Source organism: Ralstonia sp. A12, from assembly GCF_000801955.1.
Lineage (GTDB): Bacteria > Pseudomonadota > Gammaproteobacteria > Burkholderiales > Burkholderiaceae > Ralstonia.
In genome coordinates, this window is record NZ_JSZO01000003.1 from 1 (window position 1) to 22,173 (window position 22,173).

Sequence of the window (22,173 nt, forward strand, 5' to 3'; positions counted from 1 at the left end):
TCGCCGCATCGGGCGCGCCTTTCTTTGCTGACTTTCTTTGGCAAGACAAAGAAAGTGAGTCAGCCCCGGCAGGGGATGAAACAAGGGGGGCGCACCACAAGAAACATTTCAGGCACGCATGAACAGCCAGACCGTGAGGATGATGCCAACCACCACCACGAACCCGCGCAGCACCTTTTCCGGCAGCCGGTGCAGCAGCCACGCACCGGCAAACCCGCCCGCGATGCCGCCGATGCCCAGGGCCAGCACCGCCGCCCAGTTCACCTGTGGCGAGAACGCAAACACGGCCACCGCTGATGCATTCATCGTCATGGCGAGCACGTTCTTGGTCGCACCCGCCATGCGCACCTGTTGCCCAGCCACGGTGAGTGCCGCCAGCATCAGAAACCCGATCCCACCGCCGAAGTAGCCCCCGTAGATGGCAATCGCAAACTGCGCGGTCGCCAACGCCGTGGTCGACATGCCGGACGCCGCGTGCAGCGGCTTGCGCCGGAAGCTGCCCCATGCGAACACGCTGGTGGCAAACAGCACGAGATACGGCACGAGCTTGGCGAAGAACGAGGGCGGCGTCGCCAGCAGAAGCAACGCGCCAAGCACACCACCGATCAGACTGATGACGATGAGCTGCTTGAGCGAGAGATGATGCTCGCCGGCATCGACGCCGCCGGCCAGCTTGCGCCCGGCTATCGACGAGGTGATCTGGCTGGGAAACAGCGCGATCGTCGAGGTCATGTTGGCGCCCAGCGGGTTGAGCCCCGCCAGCAGCAGCGCCGGAAACGTGATGAACGATCCACCGCCCGCGAGGGCATTTTGCGCACCGGCATAGACGCCGGCCGCTGCAACGAGCAGGGCGGTGGAGAGCGAAAGCGTGGTCATGAGAGAGGAGGTGGGCAGCCGAAATTACCGCGCATGGTAATGGAACGCCCGCGCTCGCGCTGGCTACCGGAGTGGGGTGCCGCCCCCGTGCCGGCGCAGCCCCCATTCGATGACCTCGAACACGCCTTGCACAAGCAGCGCCAGGACGGCGGCGGGGATGGCGCCTGCCAGCAGTGTTGCGCTGTCGTTGAGCGCGAGCCCGGTGGCAATGCGCTCGCCATAGCCGCCCGCGCCGATGAACGCGGCAATCGTCGCCGTGCCCACGCTGATGACGGCCGCCGTCTTGATGCCGGCCAGGATGACGGGCAGCGCCAAGGGCAAGTCCACCACGCGCGTGCGCTGCGCGGGTGTGAAGCCGAGCGCCAGCGCTGCATCGCGCAGGCCATCGGGCACCTGTTCCAGGCCGACGATGGTGTTGCGTACGATGGGCAGCAGCGCGTACAACGCCAGCGCGATCAGCGCCGGCACCACGCCGATTGACCCGACGATCGGGATCAACATGGCCAGCAGCGCCAGTGACGGAATCGTCTGCAGCACGCCCACCAAGGCAAGGATCGGTTGCTTGATCCGCCGTCGCGCGGCGGCCAGACCCAGCGGTACGCCGAGCACAATCGCAACGCCCGTTGAGATGCCGACCAGCGTGAGGTGCCGTTGCGTCAATCGCCCCAGGCCATCGGTCAGTTGCGCAAAGAACGCCCGGGCCGGCTTGGCGGCGGGCGCAGTGTGCTGGCCGGCGAGGAACTGACGCGCGACCTGCGAGAACGATTGGCCCTCCAGTTCGACCGCCGCATTCATCGCCACCATGTCGTCGCGCTGGATACGGCCGGTGAGTGCCGTGATGGCTTGCCATTGCGCGGCGTGCTTCTGTGCGGCGTCGCTGCGATAGAGCAGTACGGCGTCGTAGCGCGGGAAGACGTGTGCGGTGTCGTCGAGCACACGCAGGTGTTCGCGGCGGATCTTGGCGTCCGTCGAGTAGATGTCGATCACGTCGACTTGGCCTGCGCGCAGCGCGTCGTAGGCAACACCGTGATCAAGGCCGGTTGGATGTTGCGGCAGCGCGTAGCGCGCGGCAATCGCCGGCCAGCCGTCGGCGCGACCGAGAAATTCGTGCGACAGGCCGAGGCGCAGCGCGGGGTGGGCGGCCAGATCGGCGAGTGTGCGGATGTGCTCGCGCTCGGCATCGGCCTCGCGCATGGCGAGCGCGTAGGTGTCTTCAAAGCCGAGTGGAACACCCGCGGCCAAGCCTATCGGCGCAAGCGCGCGGTTCACATCGGCCAGCAGCGCGGCTTGGTCCGGGTTGGCGGCTTGCGCTTGCGGCAGGTGGAGGATCTCGGCGGCGATGGTGCCGAGGTAATCGGGGTAGGCGTCGATGCTGCCGTTCTTGAGCGCCGCAAAGACGATGGCGGTATTGCCCAGGCCCGGCACGTGTTCGGTGGGGCCGTGCGGGGTGGCAGTCTGCGTGAGGATTTCGCCCAGAACGTACGACTCGGTGAAGCGTTTGGAGCCGATGCGCAGCGGCTGCTCTGCAATTGCCGATGCGCTGTACGCCAGCCAGCCCAGCGCAAGCCACACAAGGCAACGCCGGAGGAGGGGACTACAGGTCAGTCGCCGTGTATCCAAAGTTCGTTGAGGTCGGTCAGGCCCCAGTCACTGGGTTCTTCTCGTGAAACGATCTGGTCGCCGGTGTGCGCCAGATCGATGAGTTCGGGCGCAATCCGCGTGCCCGACGATATGGAGAAGAATACCTTGACCGTGGGCGTGAGCAACGCGCCCGGCATGTGTTGCATGACCACGGCCAGCCGCCCCGAGCGCAACCGCACCAGTGAGCCCACCGGATAGATGCCCACGCTCTTGACGAAGGCGTTGAACACCATCGGGTCGAAATGGTTGCCGCGCCATTCGACCATGCGCTGGATCGCGTAGGCGGCTTCCCACGCTTTCTTGTAGGGACGGTCGGAGGTGACCGCGTCATACACATCGCAGATGGCGCCCATACGTGCAAACAGCGAGATGCTCTCGCCGGCTAGCTTGTGTGGATAGCCCGTGCCGTCCATGCGCTCGTGATGGTGCAGGCAGACGTCGAGCGCGATGTCGCGCATGTCGGCATCGCCCACCAGGATGTCGTGCCCGGCCTGCGGGTGGACGACCACGGTGCGGAATTCATCGGCGGTGAGCGCCCCCGGCTTGTTCAGCACCTCGGGCGGGATGGCGATCTTGCCGATGTCGTGCAGCAGGCCGGCCAGGCCCGCGTCGCGCACCTCATCATCGGACAGACCGAGCTGGCGGCCGAGCGACACCATCAACGCGCATACCGCCACGGAATGCAGGAAGGTGTAGCGGTCTTTCGTCTTCAGGCGCGCGAGGCTGATCAGCGCGCTCGGGTGGCGGTCGACCGAACCGGAGATCGCCTCGACCAGCGGCAGCGCGTCGCGTGCTTCAATGGTGCGGCCCATGCGGGCGTCCGCAAACATGGCTTTGACGGCAACTTCTGCCTTGCTGATCAGGCGCCCGGCGCGGCGCATTTCTTCCGCGTACGTGACCGGGCGCGGCGTAATGCCGGCGTCCGGTTGCGCGGACGGCGGGCTGGGTGGTGCGGGTGGTGCAGCGTTGGCTGCGGCCACATCGGTGCCGCATGCGGTGTCGATCCAGACTTCTCGGATGCCGCTGGTCCGCAGGCGTTGCAACTGGGCGGAATCTTCAACGCGAAAGCGGGCCCGCCAGAACGGGTGGTCCAGCCACGAGCCGACAAATTCCTCCAGATACATTCCCACCCGCAGGTGTTCGATGGCGATGCGCTTGCGCATGTTGGTGTCCAGACAATCGGATGCCTTGGCAGGGCACGTCCTATGCAGCGGGCGCAAGGGGACGCTGCTGTGCCAATGGTTGCCATTCATCATATCGGACGCAGCGGGCGCGGCTTGAGGGGGAAAGCCCGGTGATACCGGGTGCGACCGCGCGAAACAAGGCTGTGCAGCAAACACGCCTTGGTATGTATGCGTGACGTGGCAAAGATGACGCCGCACGCATGATTTGGTCGCGGAAAGACGGCGGCCAAAAAATAAGGCGGCCAGAAAAGGCCGCCTCATCAAACCGGCACCGGCGCCGCGTGGGCGCCTGGCATCGGGGAGGGAGATGAATCAGGGGTGATGCAGACGGGCTTACTGGCCGTCGGTGAACGGGTCAGCCTTGCCGACCAGGGCGCCGTCCGTGTACGGATCAGCCTTGCGCAGTTGGCCATCGGTGTACGGATCGGCCTTGCGCAGGGCACCGTCGGTGTACGGGTCAGCCTTGCGAGCGCCATCGGTGTACGGGTCGCCCTTGGTGACGGCCTGGCCATTGGTGTACGGGTCTTTGCCCTGCACGCCGGCAGCGAAGGCGGGCACGGCGGCAATAGCGATCAGCGAGGCGAGAAGCAGGTTCTTGGTCTTCATGATGGACTCCACAACAGGGGGGTGAGCATTGCTACAGGGCAGATTCGCTGCAGTGCAGTAACGCGATGGCATAAGCTTAGTCGTTGCTTGGGCGGTAAAAAAGAGGTTCTATTAAACTCTTTGTTCAAAAAACACGAACAATTGTGCTGCCTCAAGCACCACAATCCGCACATAAGTCATTGATATGACACATGAATATGCGATGCGGGATAACCCTAATGCGAACATCAGACGGTGCCACCTGGAAAAAAATTCCGGCCGTGGGTGCGACAGATTGTTGCGTCGCATTACAAACCTGGGGATTCCCCCTCCCCCCAGTAGGGCGGTCTGCCACTAAACATTCCACGCGAACGGTCGTTGAAGCAGGTGTGGGCGACGCTTTCCGCCCCTGCTGCAAGGAAGACCATCATGACCATCACCACTGCTTCCATCGCCCGTTTCGAGATCGACGGCGCCGCTTATCAGGCGAGGCTGTTTGCCATGCCGTTTCACGTGCCGGAAAACGGCCGTGTGCGTGCGCATGCGGTCGGGCGCCCGGAGATGCCGTTCGGTGGCGTGCATGTGCTCGCCCGATGGCTGGAGGCGCGTGTGCTGCCCGAAGGCGTGGGCCTGGTGATGGCGGATCGCCTGTTCTCGCACGGCGCGGTGGAGCAATGGTCGGGTGCCGACGGCGCGCGCGCGGCCAAGGTGCTGTCGCAGGTGGCACTGGGCAGCAAGAACAGCCACCGCCTGTGGCGCAATACCGTGGCGGGCGGCTTTCGTGACGAGACGGCGTTCTTTCTGGGCGCCGCCTTCGTGCAGACCGATGCCGCCGTCGACGACGTCCGCCTGCTGGGCGATCTGATTCCTGCTGCTGAATGGTCGGGCGTGGCCGATGCCGCGTCGACCATGATGGGCCTGCACCTGTATCGCCCTGAAGAGCCCGAGACCCTGGTCGATTGCGCGCTGCTGGCGCCGTCCTGGACGGAAGCCGCGGTGGAGCGCGCCGACGGCTATCGCGCGCTGACGCTGCTGCATTCCTTTACCGAAGACGACGAGGACATCCACGTCGATATCGAGCTGCTGCCGCCGGGCCAGGTCGTGCTGCAGGTGGAGTCGTGTTCGACGCGTTTCTCGGCACGCTTCGATCCTGCACTGCTGGGCCGCGACATGACCGATGCGCTGCTGCGCGACGCGCTCGCCCTGCAGCACGGCGTACCTGCCAATCTGCACTGATCGGCGCTGACCCCGCCAGCAAGCTTGCGCTTGCCTTGCGCGCCTGCCGGGTCTGCGGCACAGCGCCCGCACTTGGGCGCATCATCGCGACTTTCTTTCCTCATGCGCCGCCGCCTGCCTGGGCCTGCGGCGCGTTCGCATGCCTGCCTTTGCCGTCATTCTTTCCACGTTGGCGCTCGATGCCATGGGCGTCGGGCTCATCATGCCCATCCTGCCGAGCCTGCTGCGCGAGCTCGATCACACCGGCGACATCGCCTTTGAATTCGGTTTACTGATCGCCGCGTATGCGGCCATGCAGTTCCTGTTCGCGCCGATCCTGGGGGCGCTGGCGGACCGCTTCGGGCGCCGGCCCGTGCTGCTGGTGTCACTGGCCGGCGCGGCGATCGACTATCTCGTGATGGCGCTGTCGCCGCATGCGTGGGTGCTCTACCTGGGGCGCGTGGTGGCAGGCATTACAGGGGCCAACTACGCCGTGGGGACGGCCTATATTGCCGACATCACCGCACCGGCTGACCGCGCGCGCCGCTATGGGCTGATGAATGCGTGCTTTGGCCTGGGCTTCATTGCCGGGCCAGCACTGGGCGGCCTGCTGGGGGATTGGTGGCTGCGCGCGCCGTTTCTGCTGGCGGCGGTACTCAACGGCGTCAACTTCCTGATCGCGTGTGTGGCGTTGCCGGAGTCACGCCGTGCCGAGCGCGCGCCGTTTGCCTGGCGCACGCTGCTGCCCGTGCAGTCGCTGTTGCGCGTGGCGCGTGTGCCCACGCTGCTGCCGTTTCTGATCGTGCTGGCCATCATCGAGATCGTCGGGCAGATTCCGCAGACGCTGTGGGTGATCCACGGTGAAGCGCGTTTCGGCTGGGATACGCGTGCGGCCGGCCTATCGCTGGCGGCCTATGGACTGATGCATGCGCTGTCGCAGGCGTTCCTGACCGGGCCGATTGCGCGCGCTGTGGGCGAGCGCCGCGCCGTGGTGTTGAGCGTGATGATGGACATTGCCGGCTTTGCGGCGATGGCGTGGATCAGCGCCGGCTGGATGGTCTATCCGACCATGGTGCTGCTGTGCATGGCCGAGATCGGCATGCCCGCGCTGCAGGCAATGTTGTCGCGCCAGGTGAGTGAACACGAGCAGGGCGAGTTGCAGGGCGCTTTGGCCAGCATGGCCAGTGTTGCCGCCATGATCGGGCCGCTGGCGGCCACCGCAGTCTATGCGGCCACCGCGCAGGTCTGGTCCGGCTCAGTCTGGCTGCTGGGCGCCGTGCTCAACGGCTTCTGCCTCATCGTGCTGATGCAGCGTGCGGCCCGGCGCGCCGTTGAGGCATAGCGCGCCAGGGCTGGCCGGGGTTTGCGTTTACTTGGCGGCCGGCACGTTCCACGGATACGCCAGCCACACATCGAAGCGCTTGGCGAACTCACCGCTCTCCATGGTCTGCCGCAGCCACTGGTCGACGAAGTTCTTGAACACCACGTCGCGCGGCAGCAGGTAGGCCTTCTCCGAAAAATCGAACGGCGCCTCCGGGTGCACGGCGCACAGTTCCGGGTGCAGCTTCTGCTGCAGCTTGGTTTCCACCGCGTCGGTCATCATCAGGTCGGCACGCCCGGCGACGATCTCGTTGAAGATCGTCACGTTGTCCGGATACACGCGGATCTGCGCCTGCTTCAACTGCGCGCGGGCAAATTTCTCGTTGGTGCCGCCCGGGTTGACGATGGCGCGCACGTTCGGTTGGTCGATCTGCGCCAGTGTCTGGAACTTGGCCTGGTTCTCGCAGCGCGTGATCGGCGTCTTGCCGTCGCGCTGATACGGGATGGAGTAGAACGCCTTCTTCTGCCGATCCAGCGTGACAGACACGCCGCTCATGGCGATGTCGTAGCGGTCGGCCGCAAAGTCCTGCATCAGCGTCGACCACGTGGTCGGCACCACTTCCAGCTTCACGCCCAGCGCGCGGGCCAGTTGCTCGCCCATCTCCACGTCCAGGCCGATGAAGTGGCCATCGGCGGGGTTCTTGTAGCTGAAGGGTTTGTAGTCGCCGGTGGTGCCGACGCGCAGCGTGCCGCGGGCGATGATCTCGTCGAGACGGTTGGTGGTTTGCGCCACGACTGGCGCAGCGAGGCAGGCGCACAGCAGCAGCGTGCCGGTGCGGATGAAGCGGTTGAGCATGGAGTCTCCCATCTGAGCAATGAAAAAGGCGCGGCCGCTGTGGCGCCGCGCCTTGTGGGGTCAGCGGCTTACTGTCCGGCGGTCTTGTTCCACTGCAGCGCGTTGAGCACCGCCAGCGACATCGCCGTCACGCCCGTCTTGATAGACGGCTCCGGCACCGGTGCGAACAGTGGCGAGTGATTGGTCGGCAGCGGCTTCGCACCCGGCTTGAGCGAGGCGAAGAACGTCTGCGGATCATTCACGCCGATGAAGAAGAACATCGACGGGATACCCGCGTCAACAAACGCCGAGAAATCTTCGCTGGCCGTGATCGGGGGCACGCGCAGCACGCGGTCGTTGCCGAAGGCGGTCTTGAACATCGCCTCGGTGCGTGCCACCACGGCTGGGTCGTTGTTGACGGCCTTGCCGCCCTCGGTGATCTTGATCTCGGCGTCCGGCGCGCCCGACATCTCCGTCACGGCCTTGGCCGTGCGGCGGATGCCGTCGAGCATCTTCTGGCGCACCGCCGGCTTGTACGAGCGGATCGTGCCACGCAGCAGCACGCTGTCGGGGATGATGTTCTCGGCGCTGCCGCCCTGGATGGCGCCGATGCTGACCACGCCAAATTCCTGCGGGTCTTTCTCTCGGCTGATCACGCTTTGCAGATCGACCACGAAGCGCGCGGCCATCATCACCGGGTCGATGGTCTTGTCAGGTGCCGAGCCGTGGCCGCCGCGGCCCTTGAAGGTGATTTCCAGCCCGTCGGAGTTGGAGGTGATCGGCCCGCTGTTGAAGACGATCGAACCATACGGCCCCGGGCCGGTATGCAGCGCAAACGCATAGTCGGGCTTGGGGAAGCGCTTGAAGAAGCCGTCGTCGATCATGGCTTGCGCACCGCCCACCACTTCCTCGGCCGGTTGCGCCACGAACACCAGCGTGCCGTGCCAGCGGTCCTTGAGCGACACCAGCGTCTTGGCGGTGCCCACCCACGAAGCCATGTGCACGTCGTGCCCGCAGCTGTGCGCCACGCCGACGTCTTCGCCGCGCCATTTGGTGTGCACGTGGCTGGCGTAGGGCAGGCCGGTCTTCTCTTCCATCGGCAGCGCGTCGAGTTCGGTGCGCACCAGGATCGTCGGGCCGGCGCCGTTGCGGTAGACCGCCACCACGCCGGTCTTGCCCACGTGCTCCGTCACGTCAAAGCCGATCTTGCGCATCTCCTCGGCCAGCTTGGCGGCCGTGCGCGTTTCCTGGAAGGCCAGTTCCGGATGGGCGTGGATGTCTTTATAGAGCGAGTCGAGCTGGCCGTATTCGGCATTGACCGCAGCATCCACCGCCGGCTTGATCTGCGCCACGTCAATCCCACCGCCCGCGGCAACCGCCGCCGGTGCCGGTGCAGATGAACTGCCGCCGGGGCTGAATGGAATCTGCGCAAAGGCCGGCAGTACGGTACCGGCCATCAACCAGGCGAGGGCAGTCCGCTTCAGGCGCGTCTGGCGGTGGGTCATGGGCTTCTCCTTATAGGCTCGTGGCGTTGTGGGCAAAGTCGTTGCTTCGTCAATCGATCTGATTATGCAGGGGGATACGGTTGTGCACACCCGGGGTATCCCCAAGTCGACGCCAGTATGCCCGCGAGGCCTGTCACGCTTGGCACTCGATAGGCGTTTTCCTAGACTGGGTTGGGTGTGCCGTTCCAGAGATTGAAACGCGGATGAATCCGACGTCCTGTTTACAGCTTGCGTTTCCTGATCCCCCGCCTGGGGAGACGGCGATTCATGCGGCGTTGGAAGCCGCGCAGCGGGTGCTTGAGCGCAGCGGCGTGTCGCCGCGCGATGCGTACGAGGCCTACCAGGCATTTGCTGCCGGGGCAGGTGGCCCCGATGTACTGGCGTTGACCTTCGCCCGTGCTGAAGCCGAGGCGATGGACACGCTGGCCGCACACGGGTACGCCCGTTACGGCACGATCAGCCTCGCTGTTCTATAGCCGACTGGCCGATTGGGCCAATTCCGATTCAGATTTCAGCCGCTTTCCCACCGAGCCGCCGCGCCGTTTCCGACACGTGACGATGGATGCGTGCGAGGAAGTCGATTTCCGCTGCGCGCGTCGGCGAATGGCCCAGTGCTTGCGACAGATGCGTCGCCACGAACGACGATTGCGGCGCCAGCATGCTGATCAGGCGCAGCAGTTCGCGACGGGCTTGCGCGGCGTCGTAGCCGAGGTGATCGGCCAGTGCCAGCAGGGCATCCTGATCGATGGCGTCGTAGCGGGCTTGCGCGTCGGGCGTGCGTTCGTCATCGAGCGACAGCGCGTCGGCATCCCACTCGTTGGCGTAGACGGCGGCGCAGAACAGGTGGTCGTGCGCGGCCAGGCGGACGCCATCCGGGCCGATGTGGAAATGCAGCGTGCCGGCGGAGGCGTTGCGCCCACCGATCAGCAGGCAGAACACCATCCAGCGGAACAGCGAAGCCGTGGCGGCCGTCGGGTCAGCGCACATGCGTGCGCATTGCGCGACCTGCTCGACGGTGATCGGCAGGAAGCGATGCTCGGGTGAGAGCCCGAGCAATTGCACAGCCGAGACGACGTAACGCGCTTGCACGAGCGCGGTGTCGTCGCTCTTGCAGCGCAGGGTGCGATCCAGGCGCTGCACCACGGCGGCGGTTTCCGGAAACTGGCGCAGGCCGAGGAAGGGCGTTTCCAGCCCGATGCTGCGGCCGAGCAGCGTGGCCCAGCAGTGGTTGATGGTGGCATATGGCAGGTTGCTGCCTTCGCCCAGGTCCAGCCGCACGAAGTGGCTCGACTGCGCGGCGTTGGCCGGCGCTGCAAAGCGGCCCAACCACATCGACACCGGCAGACCATTGGAGGCCAGGAAAGGCAGGCTGATCTCGCTGGATTCCGGCGTGGCCGTCACGCCGTAGTGCGCGCGCGGCTCGGCCACTCGCAGTGGCGTGGGTTGGCGCGGGCGTCCAATGCTTTGCTGGAACTGCAGGACGAGGTCACGCTCGGAGAGGCCATCCGCGCGGCCGCTGCACGGCTTGAAACCAGTAGGCACCAGCGCCAGCGGGCCATCCAGATGCGGCGCGGTTTGTGCAAGATGCTCCAGCGCGGCCGCTGCAGCCTTGGGGGCTTCGCGCGCCGACTCGGGCAGCAGGTATTCGAAGAAGTGGCGCACCGGCTGGGTTTTCGCCGTATCGGCAATGTTGCCTGCGGCGCGTGCCAGATGTGGGCTCAGGTCAAAGCCCTGCGGTGAGGTCCGCCACCGCGGGTCGTATTCGAACGCCCAACCGCTGCGGTCGCACGACAGTTGACCGATCAGATGCTTGTTCAGGTAGACGTCCAGCATGCGCGTATCCAACGTATTTGACTGGAGCGTGCGAGGTCGGCCGTGTAGCGGAGGATCCGCCAGCCATTGGGAATCGCCAATATGCAAATGCAATTGCGCGATTCCTTTGCACGCCCCTCATCGACCGAGGCCCGAGCATAGCAAAGAAATTATAAACGGCACTCGGAAAAACCTGATTTCGGTGATGCAGGTTTCTGAAATCGGATTATCGAGTCGTTAAGATCGAGTGCGCGAAAGGCGATGTTTATAACGTCTATCTCAGTTTTGAGAGTTATTTAAATCAGTCCGTAAATCGTTTGCTGGCGCCATAGAAGAAGTTTCAATGACGTCTGCATGGCAAGGTATTTATTGCAAAGCGAGGTTTTATCGCATTCGTGTCAGCAATTTGTCGCGTTGCACGAATTCGTGCCAAAGCACCGCCACAATGTGAAGACCCACGATGAAATACACGGCATTGCCGACAAATTCATGTGCTGATTTAAGTGCTGACTTCAAATCGGGGTTTTCGGCCACGAGCCGGGGCAGCGTCCAAGTGAGGAAGGTCACGTCCTTGCCGCCGGCCTGCACAAACAGGATGCCGCTGATGGGCATGGCAAACATGATGGCGTAGAGCACCCAATGCACCAGCTTGGCACCGGCGACTTGCCAGGCCGGGCCGACGTCCGCCGGTGCGGCGTAGCGCCATCGCGCCCAGACGCGCACGCACGCGAAGAGCAGGATGACCTGTCCCAGCATCATGTGAATGGAAGTGAACAGCGCGCGACCGGCTGAGCCCTTGGGCAGCGTGCCCTTGTATTCGATGGCGGCCAGCGCGCAGGCGAACAGCAGGAACATCAGCCAGTGCAGAACGACGGAGGGGCGAGCGTAGCGCTCGGGAGACTGGGACACGGGGACCTCTTCCTGTGAGCGGGGGAGGTCTGCACACTAACCCAGGTGTCGACTACGCGGTTTGATCTCGCCCGAAAAGACGGGCGAAATCTGGCAAATTCGGTAGCTAGCGGCCCGAACGCAAAAGCGAATCCTTCTCGTTGGCGTTCGTCTTCTTACCCAGCGCCAGCACACCGGTCGACAGCGACGTGCCGAGCAGGATGACCGCACAGCCCAGCACCATGTTGAGCGTGAGCTGCTCACCGAGGAACAGGATGCCCCACAGCACGCCGAACACCGGGATCAGGAAGGTGACCGACACCGCGCGTGTCGGCCCCACGTGGGCCACCAGGCGGAAGAACAGGATGTAGGCGACGCCCGTGCAGGCGATGCCCAGGCCGATCACGTGCAGCCACACGTTGCCGGTGGGCGTTTGTGCGGGCCACAGCCAGAGCGCCAGCGGTGCCAGCACGATGGTGGCCGCCAACTGGCTGCCGGTGGCGACGGCCAGCGGTGGCACGCCGGTCAGGAAGCGCTTGGTGTAGCTGCTGGCAAGGCCGTAGAACACAGTTGCCGACAGTGCTGCTGCCACCGCCAAACCGCCCTGCGTGGCACCGAGGGCCGACGACCCGCCCACCAGCACGATCACGCCGACGAAGCCGATGGCCAGCCCCAGCACGCGCAGCGACGACATGCGCTCACCCAGCCACGCAAACGCGACGATGGCCGCAAACAGCGGTGCCGTCGCGTTCAGCACCGACGTAAAGCCGGCTGTGAGGGTCAGCTCCGCATAGGCGAACAGGCAGAACGGAATGGCCGAATTCAGCACGCCCACGGCCAGCAGATGCGGCCAGTGCGCACGCAGTGCCCCCATGCCCCCGCGCCAGGTCAGCACCGGCACTAGGAAGCACGAGGCGATGGCCACGCGCAGCGCGATCAGCGCAACCGGCCCGAACTGCGGCGCAGCCACGCGCATGAACAGGAAGGAGCCGCCCCAGAGGGCAGCAAGCGTCAGGAGTTCCAGCACATCGGAGCGGCGCATGGGGTTGTCTCGTTATCGTTGTAGGGCGAATGGAACCGGGAGGGGGGCGCGTTGCGGACGCCATTGTCCGCGCTTCTATCGTTTCATGCTGACGCCAGGTCCAGCGTGCCCTGGCGGTGGTCGTCGGACATCGGCAGGCGTTCACCCACCTGCGCGGGATGGCCTTCGAGCTGCAGCAGCGCGGCCTTGCGCGGCAGGCCGCCGGCATAACCGGTGAGTGCGCCGTCGGCCCCCACCACGCGGTGGCAGGGGATGGCGATCGAGATCGGGTTGCGCCCCACCGCCGTGCCCACGGCGCGAGCGTGCTCGCGCGTGAGACCCAGATGTGCGGTGATCTGGCCGTAGGTGCTGCGCTGGCCGAAGGCGATGTCGCACAGCAGGCGCCAGACATCCTGCTGGAACGCTGTGCCTGCGGGCGCCATCGGCAGATCGAAGAGCTGCAGCTTGCCGGCAAAGTACGCCTCGAACTGTGCCTGGGCTTCGCGGATGATCGGCAGGTCTGCGCCCGATGGCATGCGCGCGGCGTTGACGGGAATCGTCTTCTGGCCGGTGAAGAACGCGCCGGTCAGGTGTGTGTCGGTGGTGGTCAACAGTAGATCGCCGAGGGGGCAGGGGAAGGTGTGGCGGTACATGGCGGTCAGTTCGCAAGGGCAACGGGCGTGTCGGCTGGCGCCTGATGGAACGCATCGTCGCGGTGCCAGAGATGCATGGCGGCGTAGGCGCGCCACGGGGCCCACGGTTCGGCGCGCTCGATCATGGCGCGGCGTGTGGGCAGGGCACCGTCGCCGTTGGCCAGGCGGCGGCGCAAGACGTAGTCGCCCAGCGGAAACGCGTTTGGCCAGCCGAGTGCGCGCATGGCGACGTATTGCGCGGTCCATTCGCCGACGCCGGGCAGTGCCTGCAGCGCGGCCAACGTGGGGGCGAGCGGCACCAGCGGCTCCAGCCGCAGATGGCCGGCATCCATGGCGCGGGCAAGTTCGATCACGGCAGCGGCGCGGCTGGCTTGCAGGCCGGTTTCGGCAGACAGTGTGCGCGGGTCAACGCGCGCCAGGGTGGCAGCCGAAGGAAACGTTATCGAGAGACCGGGGCGCCCGTCATGCGGTTGCGCCAACGCGATGCCATGCGCGGCGGTCATGCGTGCCAGGATGCGCCGTGCCTGCACCAGCGAAATCACCTGCCCGGCGATGGCGCGCACCGCAATCTCGAAGCCATCCACCGCACCCGGCACGCGCAGGCCCGGCGTGTCGTCCGCCAGCGCACCAAGATGCGCGTCCACCACGTCCGGCCGGCAATCCAGATCGAACAGCCGTCGTGCGCGGGCCAGCACAGGCGGTATGGCGTGCAGCAGGCTGGCTGACAGCGTGAGCGCAATGGCATGGCGCTGCGGCACGTTGCGCGCGTGCAGCCAGCCGGTATGCCGTGCGCCGGCATAGTCGACGGTGATCGTGCGCGCGTAGCTGTCGGCATCGACCACTTCCACGCCATCGACCGCACGGGCACGCAGGAAGTCGAGCAATGCGTGCCAGGCGAACGGCGGGCGGTAGCCCAGCATGAGCGTGGGGCCGTCGTCTGGGTTGGTTGCTGTGGCGGTGCGGGTGCGCAGGCGGGTGGGCGCAAAACCGTAGTGTTCGGCAAACCCGCTGTTCAGGCGCCGCACGCTGCCAAAGCCCGCGGCAAAGGCCACATCGCCAACGGGCAGGGCCGTATCCGTCAGCAGCCGCTTGGCGAGCAGCAGGCGCTGCGTTTGCGCATATTCAATGGGCGAGACGTCGAACTCCGCGCGGAAGATGCGGCGCAGGTGGCGATCCGTCACGCCCACGGCGGCGGCCAGCGCGGCCAGGTCGTGCTCCTGCAGGAAGCCCTCGTCGATCATGCGGGCAGCCGCGCGTGCGAGGTTCGACGACATCTCGGCCAGGCTGTGCCCCGGCGCCAACTCGGGCCGGCAGCGCAGGCACGGGCGAAAGCCCGCGCGCTCGGCAGCGGCAGCCGTGATGAAGAAGCGGCAGTTTTTCTGCTGCGGCGTGCGGACGGCGCAGATTGGCCGGCAATATACGCCGGTGGAAGTCACGCCGACGAAGAACCAGCCGTCAAAGCGCCGGTCACGCGATTGCACAGCGTGGTAGCAGGCGTCGTGGTCGAGGTGCATGGTGGTGATCGGGGAGTTCGGGAGCTAGTCTAGCCCTGTCGGGTCGCATGCGTTCGCCGGATTCGGACAACTCCCTCGGTGCCGAAAAGTCGGCATGTCGGCACAATGCGAGCACAACAACACATCGGGAGATCGGCATGTCCAAGACCATCGTTATCACCGGCGGGGGCCGGGGTATCGGCCGCGCCACGGCGGTGCTGTGTGCACAACGCGGCTGGTCTGTTGCGTTGCAATATCGCGGTAACCGCGCCGCAGCCGAAGAGACGGTCGGCATGATCGAGCAGGCCGGCGGCCACGCGCTGGCGGTGCAGGGCGATGTGTCGAGCGACGAAGATGTGATCGCCCTGTTCGAGGCTGCCGCAGGGCGCTTCGGGCCGCTGCACGGCGTGGTCAACAACGCCGGCATCGTGGCCGAGGCGCAGGATGTGGCCGACATGACTACGCACCGCCTGCGCACGATGTTCGAGACCAATGTGCTGGGCGCGTTCTTGGTGGCGCGCGAGGCGGCGCGGCGGATGAGCACCGGGCGCGGCGGGGTGGGCGGCTCGCTGGTGAATGTGTCGTCGGCGGCGTCGCGGTTGGGTTCGCCGCATGAATATGTGGACTATGCGGCGTCCAAGGGCGCGGTCGACACTATGACGCTGGGCCTGGCGCGTGAGCTGGCGCGCGACGGCGTGCGCGTGAACGCGGTGCGCCCCGGCTTGATCGAAACCGAGATCCACGCCTCGGGCGGACAGCCGGACCGCGCACAGCGGTTGGGCTCCACTACACCCATCGGCCGCCCGGGCAAACCGGAAGAAGTGGCCGAGACCATCGTCTGGCTGCTCTCCGACGCGGCGTCGTACGTGACCGGCGCGCTGCTGGATTGCGCCGGCGGCCGTTGACCGGCCCGCGTTTCCTCCTCTGATCCCCTCTGATTCCGTTCGACGGTTGGCACCATCCCCAAATTTGGGGATGCGTCGACCGGCCCGCGTTCCTACGATGACCGGCGTGTCGTCGCGGCCAGGACAGCCGCCACGGCATCCGGCATGCGCCACCAGAGCGCACCCGGCCGAGTTGACGGGAAATATGTAGAACCAACGTTACGGGGGTCTCATGCAGACGAACAACACCGGCCGTGGCCGGCATACGGGCGCCGTCGCTATCACGGCAATGGCCTTGGCGGCAGCCTTTCTGGTGGCAGGTTGCGGCGGATCGGACAGCGGTTCGAGTAGCAGCGGCGGCGGCATCATTACACCTGCCTCGGCTTCACTCACGGGCACCGCCGCAACGGGCAGCGCACTGCCCAATGCCAATGTGGCCGTCACCGATAGCACCGGCAGTTCGCCGTGCGTGGAAACCAGCATCACCACCAGTGCGCTGGGCGCATACACCTGCACGTTGAAGGCGGGCGAGGCTGCACCGTTCTTCGTGGTGGTGACCGACCCGACGGGCAACACCGCGCCGCTGGTGAGCGTGACCACCGTCACGCCGCCCGCGGGCTCGCCGCTCACGCTCAACGCCACGCCGCTGACCACGGCCATCGTTGCGCAGCTCTCACCAGACGGCAATCCGCTGTCGGTGGTTAGCGCCAAGACCGTGGATGCCACGGCGCTCAAGACTGTGACCGCCAACGTGGTCGCGCAATTGGCGTCCGTGCTCAGTGCCATCGGCGCGCCGGCCAACTATGACCCGTTCGCTACCAGCATCTCGGCGGCGACGGCATCTTCCGGCGGCAACACCGCTGACCAGGTGCTCGACATCGTCAAGGTGTCGAAAGACCCGAGCACCGGCCAGTTGCAGTTGGCCACGGTGGACAACCCCACGCCCGTGCCCTTGGCCACGGCCACCAGCAGCGGCTCGACGCTGCCTGCGCCGGCGGCCAACGTGTCGACGCTCACGCAGGGCGTGCAGGCCATGGCGACCGCATTGACCGCCTGCTTTGCGCAGCCCGTCGCGCAACGTGTCGTGGCCACTGACACCACCGTGCCCGCCACGCAAGGCGGCGCGACTGTCATCACGGCGGGCGCGGCCTGCCAGAACATCCTGTCTGACACCAGCAACGCAGGCGGCATTGCGTTCCTGCACAACGGTTATAACGGCGGGCAGTGGCTTTACAGCTTGCTGACCAGCAGCAGCATGACCGGCGCGCAGTTCAGCGTGCCGGAGATCATGGCGTTCTACCCAGCGGCGCAGAGTGCATCTGGGCAGGATGAAGCGGTCGTGAATATCAAGTACCTCGATGCCAACGGCAATCCGGGCAACCTCATCACCGTGGCGCGCTTCGTTGCTGCGGGCGCCTCGAGCGCGCACGCGTCCAACTGGTGGCTCGTGGGTAACCAGCAGCCGGTGGACATCACGGCCAAGACGGTGATCCGACGCGTCGAGCAGTTCAACCCAAGCTCTGGAAATTTCAGCCACTTCCGCAACGGGGTCCAGTTCCTGATCAACGCTGCCGGGCCGGGCTCCGTCATCAACGGCAAAGGCAGTCTGAGCTATGCGATCGTGACAGGGCCGGGGCTGCCGCAGGCGGGGCTGGTCTTCGTTCCGCCGGTGGTGAGCGGCCAGGTGTACATGGATCTCGCGAACAAGACGGGGACGCTTCCTGCCACGTATCAGTGCGGGAATACGGCCACCACCAAAACGCCGACCTACAACTGCCCGAACTTCTGGATATCCAAGACCACGGGGATCAGTGGTGCAGCGGCCGCGCAACTGGTGAGCCCCAACCCCAGCGGCCTGACCTGGGCACAATCGGGAGACAACCTCGACACAACGGCCGTCACCAAGGGCGTGAAGTACACGATCGCGTTGTTCTACGGCGCGAATACGAGTGTGGCGAGCCCGGACCTGAGCATCAAGAAGACGCTTCTGACGGACCTTGTCGCGGCGACGCAGGGCGTCAATCTGCCGTGGAACACACCGGGGAGCCAGTCGCTGGCGGCGCTGGATCCGACCAACAGCAGCTTGAGTGCTGCGCAGACGTCGTTGACGGTGGATTGGGTGCAGAACGTTGCTGCACAGCAGATCGGTGGTGTGGCCGTCACCATTGATTCTGCCGGCACGTACAGCGCGCAGACTGCGGTGCCCAAGGGTGCGACTTCGGCGGTCATCAACCTGCCAAGCGGGCAGCAAGTCCCGGCGCTCACGACCAGCACCTCGCGCGCACTGAACTTCAGCTATCGCATGCTGGACAACAGCGCCAAGAGCACGATCTACATCTACAACTGATTCAAAGGGCGGGGGAGCTGATCCGGCAAACCCCACGCGGCATCAAGACTACGTGGGGAACGGATCGGAAAAAGCGGTTGGGCATGCGTCAGTGCATGCCCATTTTTGTTTGCGCTCAGGCGTCGGCGCCGGCGCGGAAGGTGTCGCACTGGCGGATGTCGCCGCCATCAAAGCCCTGGCGGAACCAATGCATGCGCTGCTCAGACGAGCCGTGCGTGAAGGCATCGGGCGTGACGCTGCGGCCGGCGTTGCGCTGCAGGGTGTCGTCGCCGATGGCGTGCGCGGCGGTGAGCGCCTGCTCCAGGTCACCGCGCTCCAGCAGGCCGCGCTTCTGTGCAAAGTGGCCCCACACGCCGGCCAGGCAATCGGCCTGCAGTTCCAGCTTGACCGACAGCGCATTCGCCACAGCCTGCGATTTGCCGGCTTGTGCGCGGCTGACCTTCTCCGACACGCCCAGCAGGTTCTGTACGTGGTGGCCAACCTCGTGAGCAACGACGTACGCAGCGGCAAAGTCGCCCGGTGCGCCAAATTTGCGGCGCAACTCATCGAAGAAGCCGAGATCCAGGTAGACCTTGGTGTCGGCCGGGCAGTAGAACGGGCCGACGGCCGAGGTGGCGTCGCCACAACCCGAGCGGATGCCCTGGCGGAACAGCACAAGCTTGGGCGGCTGATACGCGCGGCCGGCCTGCTTGAACAGTTGCGTCCACGTGTCTTCGGTGTCGCCCAACACGTGCGAGACCAACTGCTTGCTGCGGTCATTGTCGGTCTCCCCCGTGGGGCGGGCCGGTGCATGCTGCGTACTCTGCGTGGTGGGCGCGTTCTGCGACACCTGCATCACCATGCCGAGAATCTCCAGCGGGTTCTTGCCCATCAGCAGGCCGACCACCGCCACGATGGCGATGCCGCCGATCCCCAGCCGCATGCCGCCACCGCCAAATCCGCCGCCCGAGGATGCGCGTTCATCCTCAACGTTGTTGCTTTCGCGCATGTCATCCCAACGCACGTCTTTCTCCCTGGATTGCCTTGATGTGCAGACTCGGGCGTCACACCCGGTAAACTTTGCAAAGTCTACCTGCCTTGCATGCGCACGGGCACTCCGTCGGATGGCCAAATCGTCTGTTCTCACGATCAAGGCGAGCATTGACAAGGGTTTGTGGGTGTTTGTCGCAGCGCACAATACCCGGCAAGGAACTTGCTACGCATGGCTGATCGCCGCAACCGGGCCGCTCGGCAGCTTCGTGCTGTCACGTGCGTGTCATGCGGCCATTCCCGAATAACGATCGGCAACGCGCGATGTTGCCGACCCACGATCTCGAGTCCTCAACATGCGCTTGCCCGCTTCGACTACCACTCAGCCACCCGAACCCATAGACGCTCCGCAATTGGCTGCCACCTATGTCGACCCGACCGGGGTGTCCGACGTGCCGCCGGCACAGGTCGAGCACAAGCCGTGGTGGGCCCGCGCTTCGAGTGCCATCGTCCATGGTGCATTCACCAACGTGGCGGCTGCGTTCATTGCAGTGACGGGGGCAATCTACGTGGGGATGGTGCATGCGCCGTGGGTGCGCAGTCTGGCAGGGCATACGCCCACCGCCGTGCAGGCCAGTGATGCGATGAGCGTGGCGATGGCGGCGCCCCCCGCGAGTGCTGCAACACCGCAGGCCTCACAGCAGGGCACGCAGCCGGATCCGGTTGCCGTCGCACGGGATCGCATGGAGCAGCGCGTCTACTCGCAGATGGCGCCCGCCAGCGCGCAGACTGTGGCCGCAACGGAGAACGCCAACGACGTTGACGACGGCCCCGTCGCGAGTTCGCCGCGTCACCGCCATCGTGGCGCGCGACATGTCACCTACCGCAGGGCAGCCAGTGCGTGGAATGCGCACTGGTACAAGGGCGCGTAAGACGTCGCTTAAGCCAGCCGCAGTGCGCGGTCGGCTTCGACGCTTTCCAGTGCCTGCACGGCTGCCACCAGGCGGCGACGCAACGATTCCGTCACCGGCAGGATGGGCGCGCGCGTCTGCTCGCCGATGTGCCCGGCTTCGGCCAGCAACGCCTTGACCGGCGCCGGGTTGGGCTCGGCAAACAGCAGCGCTGCCAGCGGCGCGAGTGCGTGAGCCAGGCGCCGGGCCTGGTCGACGCGGCCCGCGCGATGGTGTTCCACCAGGGCCACGAACAACTCTGGGCGGATATGCGCACCGGCCAGGATGCCACCCGCACCACCGTGCACAAGGCAGTCGAGCAGCGCGCTGTCATCGCCGCTCAGCACATCCAGCGGCCCGCCTTGCAGCGCGCCAAAGTTGTCAGCCACGCATTCCTTGATGGCGACGATGTTGGCCTGCTCGGCCAGCACCAGTGCGGTATGCGGTGCGATGGCCACGCCCGTGCGCTTGGGCACGTTGTAGAGCACCACCGCGCGCGACGTGCTGGCCGCCACCTGCGTGTAGTGCCAGCGCAAGCCTGCCTGCGACGGGCAGACGTAATACGGCGGCGGGACGAGATAGCCCGCACTGTTCCAGCGTTCGTAGTGACGGATCTGCGCGCAGACCTCGCGCGTGTCAGCCGCGCCCACGCCGATCAGGTAGGGCGTACGGCCGTCGCATGCCTCGGCGATGGTCTCCAGTACGGTGTAGCGCTCGATCTGTGAGAGCAGCGCGGCTTCGCCCGTGGTGCCCAGCGCGACGAAGCCTGCTACGCCTGCGCCCTGGTAGTGGCGCACCAGTCGGCGCAGCGCAGCCGTGTCGACTCTATCGTCATGGAAGGGGGTGATCAGCGGAATCCAGATGCCCGAGAACATGGCGCGCCTCAGTGCAGCAGGTGTGCATGCCCGCGCTTGAGCGGGGTGATGCGGCCGAGCGTTGCGCGCGGCAGGCCGCGCAGCAGGGCGCCGATGACGGCATCCACATCGGCGTGCACGAGCTCCAGATCGACGCTGATGGTGTGACGGCGCGCGTCATGCTGGACGATGTACAGGCCGAGCGCATCGCCCAGCAACGCATGCAACTGACGGCGAACCGCATGGGGTTCATCGCTCGGCACCGCTACGCGCAGGCACACGTACTGACGGGCCGGCGTGGCAACCGCACGGGCATCCACGCGAGCAGCGGCCGCCGGCGAAGGCGGCAGCAGGTGCGGAACCAGCGAAGACAGGAGCATCGATCGCGCCATGATGGGTCGGCGACGGCTTGTGTCGCCGTATCGTTGAACATGGCGACACCGTATCGGTTTGCTCATAAAAAGCGTGAAAAAGGCAGCGGGCGGTGTGTAAAGAAAGAGTAAAGAGTCGGGCGTTCTGCGGGCGAAAAAAATGCCCCGAATCTGTCGGGGCATTGGGTGCAGCTGTATGCAGCGTTGGATATCGCAGACTCAGTTCGTAGCGTCTCCGCCCTCACGCAACTGCACGAATTCCGATTCAACGGTGTAAGGCTTGGCGGCCTGCGTATCGCGCGTGTTCTTCTGCACGGCAATCGCACCGAACAGCGCCAGTGCGAATGACATGCCGTAGAAGCCCTTCTCGCTCAGCGCCAGCGTGGCGTTGAACAGGCCCACACACAGCAGCAGCACGGCCAGCAGCGTGGAGAGCCAGCACAGCCCGTAGTACAGGCCGGTGACCGGAATGCCCTCGGCACGGTCGCGCACGCTCTTCTGGATCGAGACTGCGGAGAACAGGCCATAAACCAGCACGGTGAAGTAGTAGCCGCGCTCGTTGAGCTGCATGTTGGCGTTGTACAGGCCGATCAGGAACGAGAGGAAGCCGATCAGAAGCGCTGCCCAAGAAACAGCGACGAACGCGAACGACGGGGCCTGGAGTTGCGGTTTCACGAGGTCTCCTTGAGATCAATGCAACTGGGAACGCCAGAGAGGCGTTCCGGGTGCCAGCGATCCTAATGGCGGAGACGGGCCCCGTTTATTAAATA

The 22,173-nt window shown here is 65.6% G+C and carries 21 protein-coding genes; 6 read left to right on the forward strand and 15 right to left on the reverse strand.

Annotated features, from left to right (window positions below; translation table 11 throughout):
• Nucleotides 1-108: 108 nt before the first annotated feature.
• The 4 genes from PI87_RS06550 to PI87_RS06565 form a co-directional block, all read right to left on the reverse strand.
• Nucleotides 109-876, reverse strand: a complete 768-nt coding sequence (locus PI87_RS06550; RefSeq protein ID WP_039596913.1) for a sulfite exporter TauE/SafE family protein — start codon at nt 874-876, stop codon at nt 109-111.
• 63 nt (nt 877-939) lie between these two features.
• Nucleotides 940-2,496 carry an ABC transporter permease/substrate-binding protein gene (locus tag PI87_RS06555; RefSeq protein WP_039596914.1) on the reverse strand — a complete coding sequence of 519 codons (1,557 nt, stop codon included), beginning with the start codon at nt 2,494-2,496 and terminating at the stop codon, nt 940-942.
• Nucleotides 2,478-3,680, reverse strand: coding sequence for an HD-GYP domain-containing protein (locus tag PI87_RS06560; protein WP_039596915.1), 1,203 nt, complete (start codon nt 3,678-3,680; stop codon nt 2,478-2,480). The genes PI87_RS06555 and PI87_RS06560 overlap by 19 nt, the downstream gene beginning before the upstream one ends.
• A gap of 354 nt (nt 3,681-4,034) precedes the next feature.
• Entirely contained in the window at nt 4,035-4,307 is a 273-nt protein-coding gene (locus PI87_RS06565; protein ID WP_039596916.1) for a hypothetical protein, read from the reverse strand.
• Nucleotides 4,308-4,715: 408 nt separating this feature from the next.
• Between PI87_RS06565 and PI87_RS06570 the strand changes: the two genes are divergently transcribed.
• Both PI87_RS06570 and tet read left to right on the forward strand, forming a co-directional pair.
• Nucleotides 4,716-5,522 carry a hypothetical protein gene (locus tag PI87_RS06570; protein ID WP_039596917.1) on the forward strand — a complete coding sequence of 269 codons (807 nt, stop codon included), beginning with the start codon at nt 4,716-4,718 and terminating at the stop codon, nt 5,520-5,522.
• Between the two features lie 139 nt (nt 5,523-5,661).
• Nucleotides 5,662-6,843 carry a Tet(A)/Tet(B)/Tet(C) family tetracycline efflux MFS transporter gene (tet, locus tag PI87_RS06575; protein ID WP_039596918.1) on the forward strand — a complete coding sequence of 394 codons (1,182 nt, stop codon included), beginning with the start codon at nt 5,662-5,664 and terminating at the stop codon, nt 6,841-6,843.
• 27 nt (nt 6,844-6,870) lie between these two features.
• Here the strand turns inward: tet and PI87_RS06580 are convergent, their stop codons facing one another.
• Nucleotides 6,871-7,677: a transporter substrate-binding domain-containing protein gene (locus tag PI87_RS06580; RefSeq protein ID WP_039596919.1), complete on the reverse strand. Its 807-nt coding sequence runs from the start codon at nt 7,675-7,677 to the stop codon at nt 6,871-6,873.
• A gap of 68 nt (nt 7,678-7,745) precedes the next feature.
• The gene (locus PI87_RS06585) at nt 7,746-9,161 is read right to left on the reverse strand and encodes a M20 family metallopeptidase (protein WP_039596920.1); all 1,416 of its coding nucleotides are present in this window, start codon (nt 9,159-9,161) and stop codon (nt 7,746-7,748) included.
• Between the two features lie 203 nt (nt 9,162-9,364).
• Here PI87_RS06585 and PI87_RS06590 point away from each other — a divergent pair, with 203 nt between their 5' ends.
• Nucleotides 9,365-9,637: a hypothetical protein gene (locus PI87_RS06590; protein ID WP_039596921.1), complete on the forward strand. Its 273-nt coding sequence runs from the start codon at nt 9,365-9,367 to the stop codon at nt 9,635-9,637.
• A 28-nt stretch (nt 9,638-9,665) separates the two neighbouring features.
• Here PI87_RS06590 and PI87_RS06595 read toward each other — a convergent pair whose 3' ends face one another.
• From PI87_RS06595 to PI87_RS06615, 5 genes are all read right to left on the reverse strand, one after another.
• Nucleotides 9,666-10,994 (reverse strand): HipA N-terminal domain-containing protein, encoded by a 1,329-nt coding sequence (locus PI87_RS06595; protein WP_039596922.1) that lies wholly within the window; start codon nt 10,992-10,994, stop codon nt 9,666-9,668.
• A gap of 363 nt (nt 10,995-11,357) precedes the next feature.
• Nucleotides 11,358-11,882 carry a cytochrome b gene (locus PI87_RS06600; RefSeq protein WP_039596923.1) on the reverse strand — a complete coding sequence of 175 codons (525 nt, stop codon included), beginning with the start codon at nt 11,880-11,882 and terminating at the stop codon, nt 11,358-11,360.
• A gap of 106 nt (nt 11,883-11,988) precedes the next feature.
• A complete protein-coding gene (locus PI87_RS06605; protein WP_039596924.1) occupies nt 11,989-12,903 on the reverse strand; it encodes a DMT family transporter in 915 nt (304 codons plus the stop codon).
• An 83-nt stretch (nt 12,904-12,986) separates the two neighbouring features.
• Nucleotides 12,987-13,535, reverse strand: coding sequence for a methylated-DNA--[protein]-cysteine S-methyltransferase (locus PI87_RS06610; protein ID WP_039596925.1), 549 nt, complete (start codon nt 13,533-13,535; stop codon nt 12,987-12,989).
• Nucleotides 13,536-13,540: 5 nt separating this feature from the next.
• On the reverse strand, nt 13,541-15,049 hold the full coding sequence (locus PI87_RS06615) for a DNA-3-methyladenine glycosylase 2 family protein (protein WP_039596926.1): 1,509 nt from the start codon (nt 15,047-15,049) through the stop codon (nt 13,541-13,543).
• A gap of 137 nt (nt 15,050-15,186) precedes the next feature.
• On the opposite strand from PI87_RS06615, the gene PI87_RS06620 reads away from it, so the two are divergent.
• Entirely contained in the window at nt 15,187-15,933 is a 747-nt protein-coding gene (locus tag PI87_RS06620) for an SDR family oxidoreductase (RefSeq protein ID WP_039596927.1), read from the forward strand.
• A 211-nt stretch (nt 15,934-16,144) separates the two neighbouring features.
• A complete protein-coding gene (locus PI87_RS06625) occupies nt 16,145-18,259 on the forward strand; it encodes a hypothetical protein (protein WP_039596928.1) in 2,115 nt (704 codons plus the stop codon).
• A 115-nt stretch (nt 18,260-18,374) separates the two neighbouring features.
• Here the strand turns inward: PI87_RS06625 and ypfJ are convergent, their stop codons facing one another.
• Complete coding sequence (gene ypfJ / locus PI87_RS06630; protein ID WP_039596929.1) at nt 18,375-19,262, reverse strand: KPN_02809 family neutral zinc metallopeptidase; 888 nt, start codon at nt 19,260-19,262, stop codon at nt 18,375-18,377.
• Between the two features lie 322 nt (nt 19,263-19,584).
• Between ypfJ and PI87_RS06635 the strand changes: the two genes are divergently transcribed.
• On the forward strand, nt 19,585-20,160 hold the full coding sequence (locus tag PI87_RS06635; RefSeq protein WP_039596930.1) for a hypothetical protein: 576 nt from the start codon (nt 19,585-19,587) through the stop codon (nt 20,158-20,160).
• 8 nt (nt 20,161-20,168) lie between these two features.
• Here the strand turns inward: PI87_RS06635 and dapA are convergent, their stop codons facing one another.
• The 3 genes from dapA to yiaA form a co-directional block, all read right to left on the reverse strand.
• Entirely contained in the window at nt 20,169-21,053 is an 885-nt protein-coding gene (gene dapA, locus PI87_RS06640; RefSeq protein ID WP_039596931.1) for a 4-hydroxy-tetrahydrodipicolinate synthase, read from the reverse strand.
• An 8-nt stretch (nt 21,054-21,061) separates the two neighbouring features.
• Nucleotides 21,062-21,412: a hypothetical protein gene (locus PI87_RS06645; RefSeq protein ID WP_039596932.1), complete on the reverse strand. Its 351-nt coding sequence runs from the start codon at nt 21,410-21,412 to the stop codon at nt 21,062-21,064.
• 210 nt (nt 21,413-21,622) lie between these two features.
• Nucleotides 21,623-22,078 carry an inner membrane protein YiaA gene (gene yiaA / locus PI87_RS06650; protein ID WP_039596933.1) on the reverse strand — a complete coding sequence of 152 codons (456 nt, stop codon included), beginning with the start codon at nt 22,076-22,078 and terminating at the stop codon, nt 21,623-21,625.
• Nucleotides 22,079-22,173: the final 95 nt, after the last annotated feature.

Bases quoted from the DNA above. Each gene is read 5' to 3' on its own strand.
- PI87_RS06550 (WP_039596913.1), bottom strand. From the start codon at position 876: ATGACCACGCTTTCGCTCTCCACCGCCCTGCTCGTTGCAGCGGCCGGC.
- PI87_RS06560 (WP_039596915.1), bottom strand. From the start codon at position 3,680: ATGCGCAAGCGCATCGCCATCGAACACCTGCGGGTGGGAATGTATCTG.
- PI87_RS06565 (WP_039596916.1), bottom strand. From the start codon at position 4,307: ATGAAGACCAAGAACCTGCTTCTCGCCTCGCTGATCGCTATTGCCGCC.
- PI87_RS06570 (WP_039596917.1), top strand. From the start codon at position 4,716: ATGACCATCACCACTGCTTCCATCGCCCGTTTCGAGATCGACGGCGCC.
- tet (WP_039596918.1), top strand. From the start codon at position 5,662: ATGCCTGCCTTTGCCGTCATTCTTTCCACGTTGGCGCTCGATGCCATG.
- PI87_RS06580 (WP_039596919.1), bottom strand. From the start codon at position 7,677: ATGCTCAACCGCTTCATCCGCACCGGCACGCTGCTGCTGTGCGCCTGC.
- PI87_RS06585 (WP_039596920.1), bottom strand. From the start codon at position 9,161: ATGACCCACCGCCAGACGCGCCTGAAGCGGACTGCCCTCGCCTGGTTG.
- PI87_RS06590 (WP_039596921.1), top strand. From the start codon at position 9,365: ATGAATCCGACGTCCTGTTTACAGCTTGCGTTTCCTGATCCCCCGCCT.
- PI87_RS06595 (WP_039596922.1), bottom strand. From the start codon at position 10,994: ATGCTGGACGTCTACCTGAACAAGCATCTGATCGGTCAACTGTCGTGC.
- PI87_RS06605 (WP_039596924.1), bottom strand. From the start codon at position 12,903: ATGCGCCGCTCCGATGTGCTGGAACTCCTGACGCTTGCTGCCCTCTGG.
- PI87_RS06610 (WP_039596925.1), bottom strand. From the start codon at position 13,535: ATGTACCGCCACACCTTCCCCTGCCCCCTCGGCGATCTACTGTTGACC.
- PI87_RS06615 (WP_039596926.1), bottom strand. From the start codon at position 15,049: ATGCACCTCGACCACGACGCCTGCTACCACGCTGTGCAATCGCGTGAC.
- PI87_RS06620 (WP_039596927.1), top strand. From the start codon at position 15,187: ATGTCCAAGACCATCGTTATCACCGGCGGGGGCCGGGGTATCGGCCGC.
- PI87_RS06625 (WP_039596928.1), top strand. From the start codon at position 16,145: ATGCAGACGAACAACACCGGCCGTGGCCGGCATACGGGCGCCGTCGCT.
- PI87_RS06635 (WP_039596930.1), top strand. From the start codon at position 19,585: ATGCGCTTGCCCGCTTCGACTACCACTCAGCCACCCGAACCCATAGAC.
- dapA (WP_039596931.1), bottom strand. From the start codon at position 21,053: ATGTTCTCGGGCATCTGGATTCCGCTGATCACCCCCTTCCATGACGAT.
- PI87_RS06645 (WP_039596932.1), bottom strand. From the start codon at position 21,412: ATGCTCCTGTCTTCGCTGGTTCCGCACCTGCTGCCGCCTTCGCCGGCG.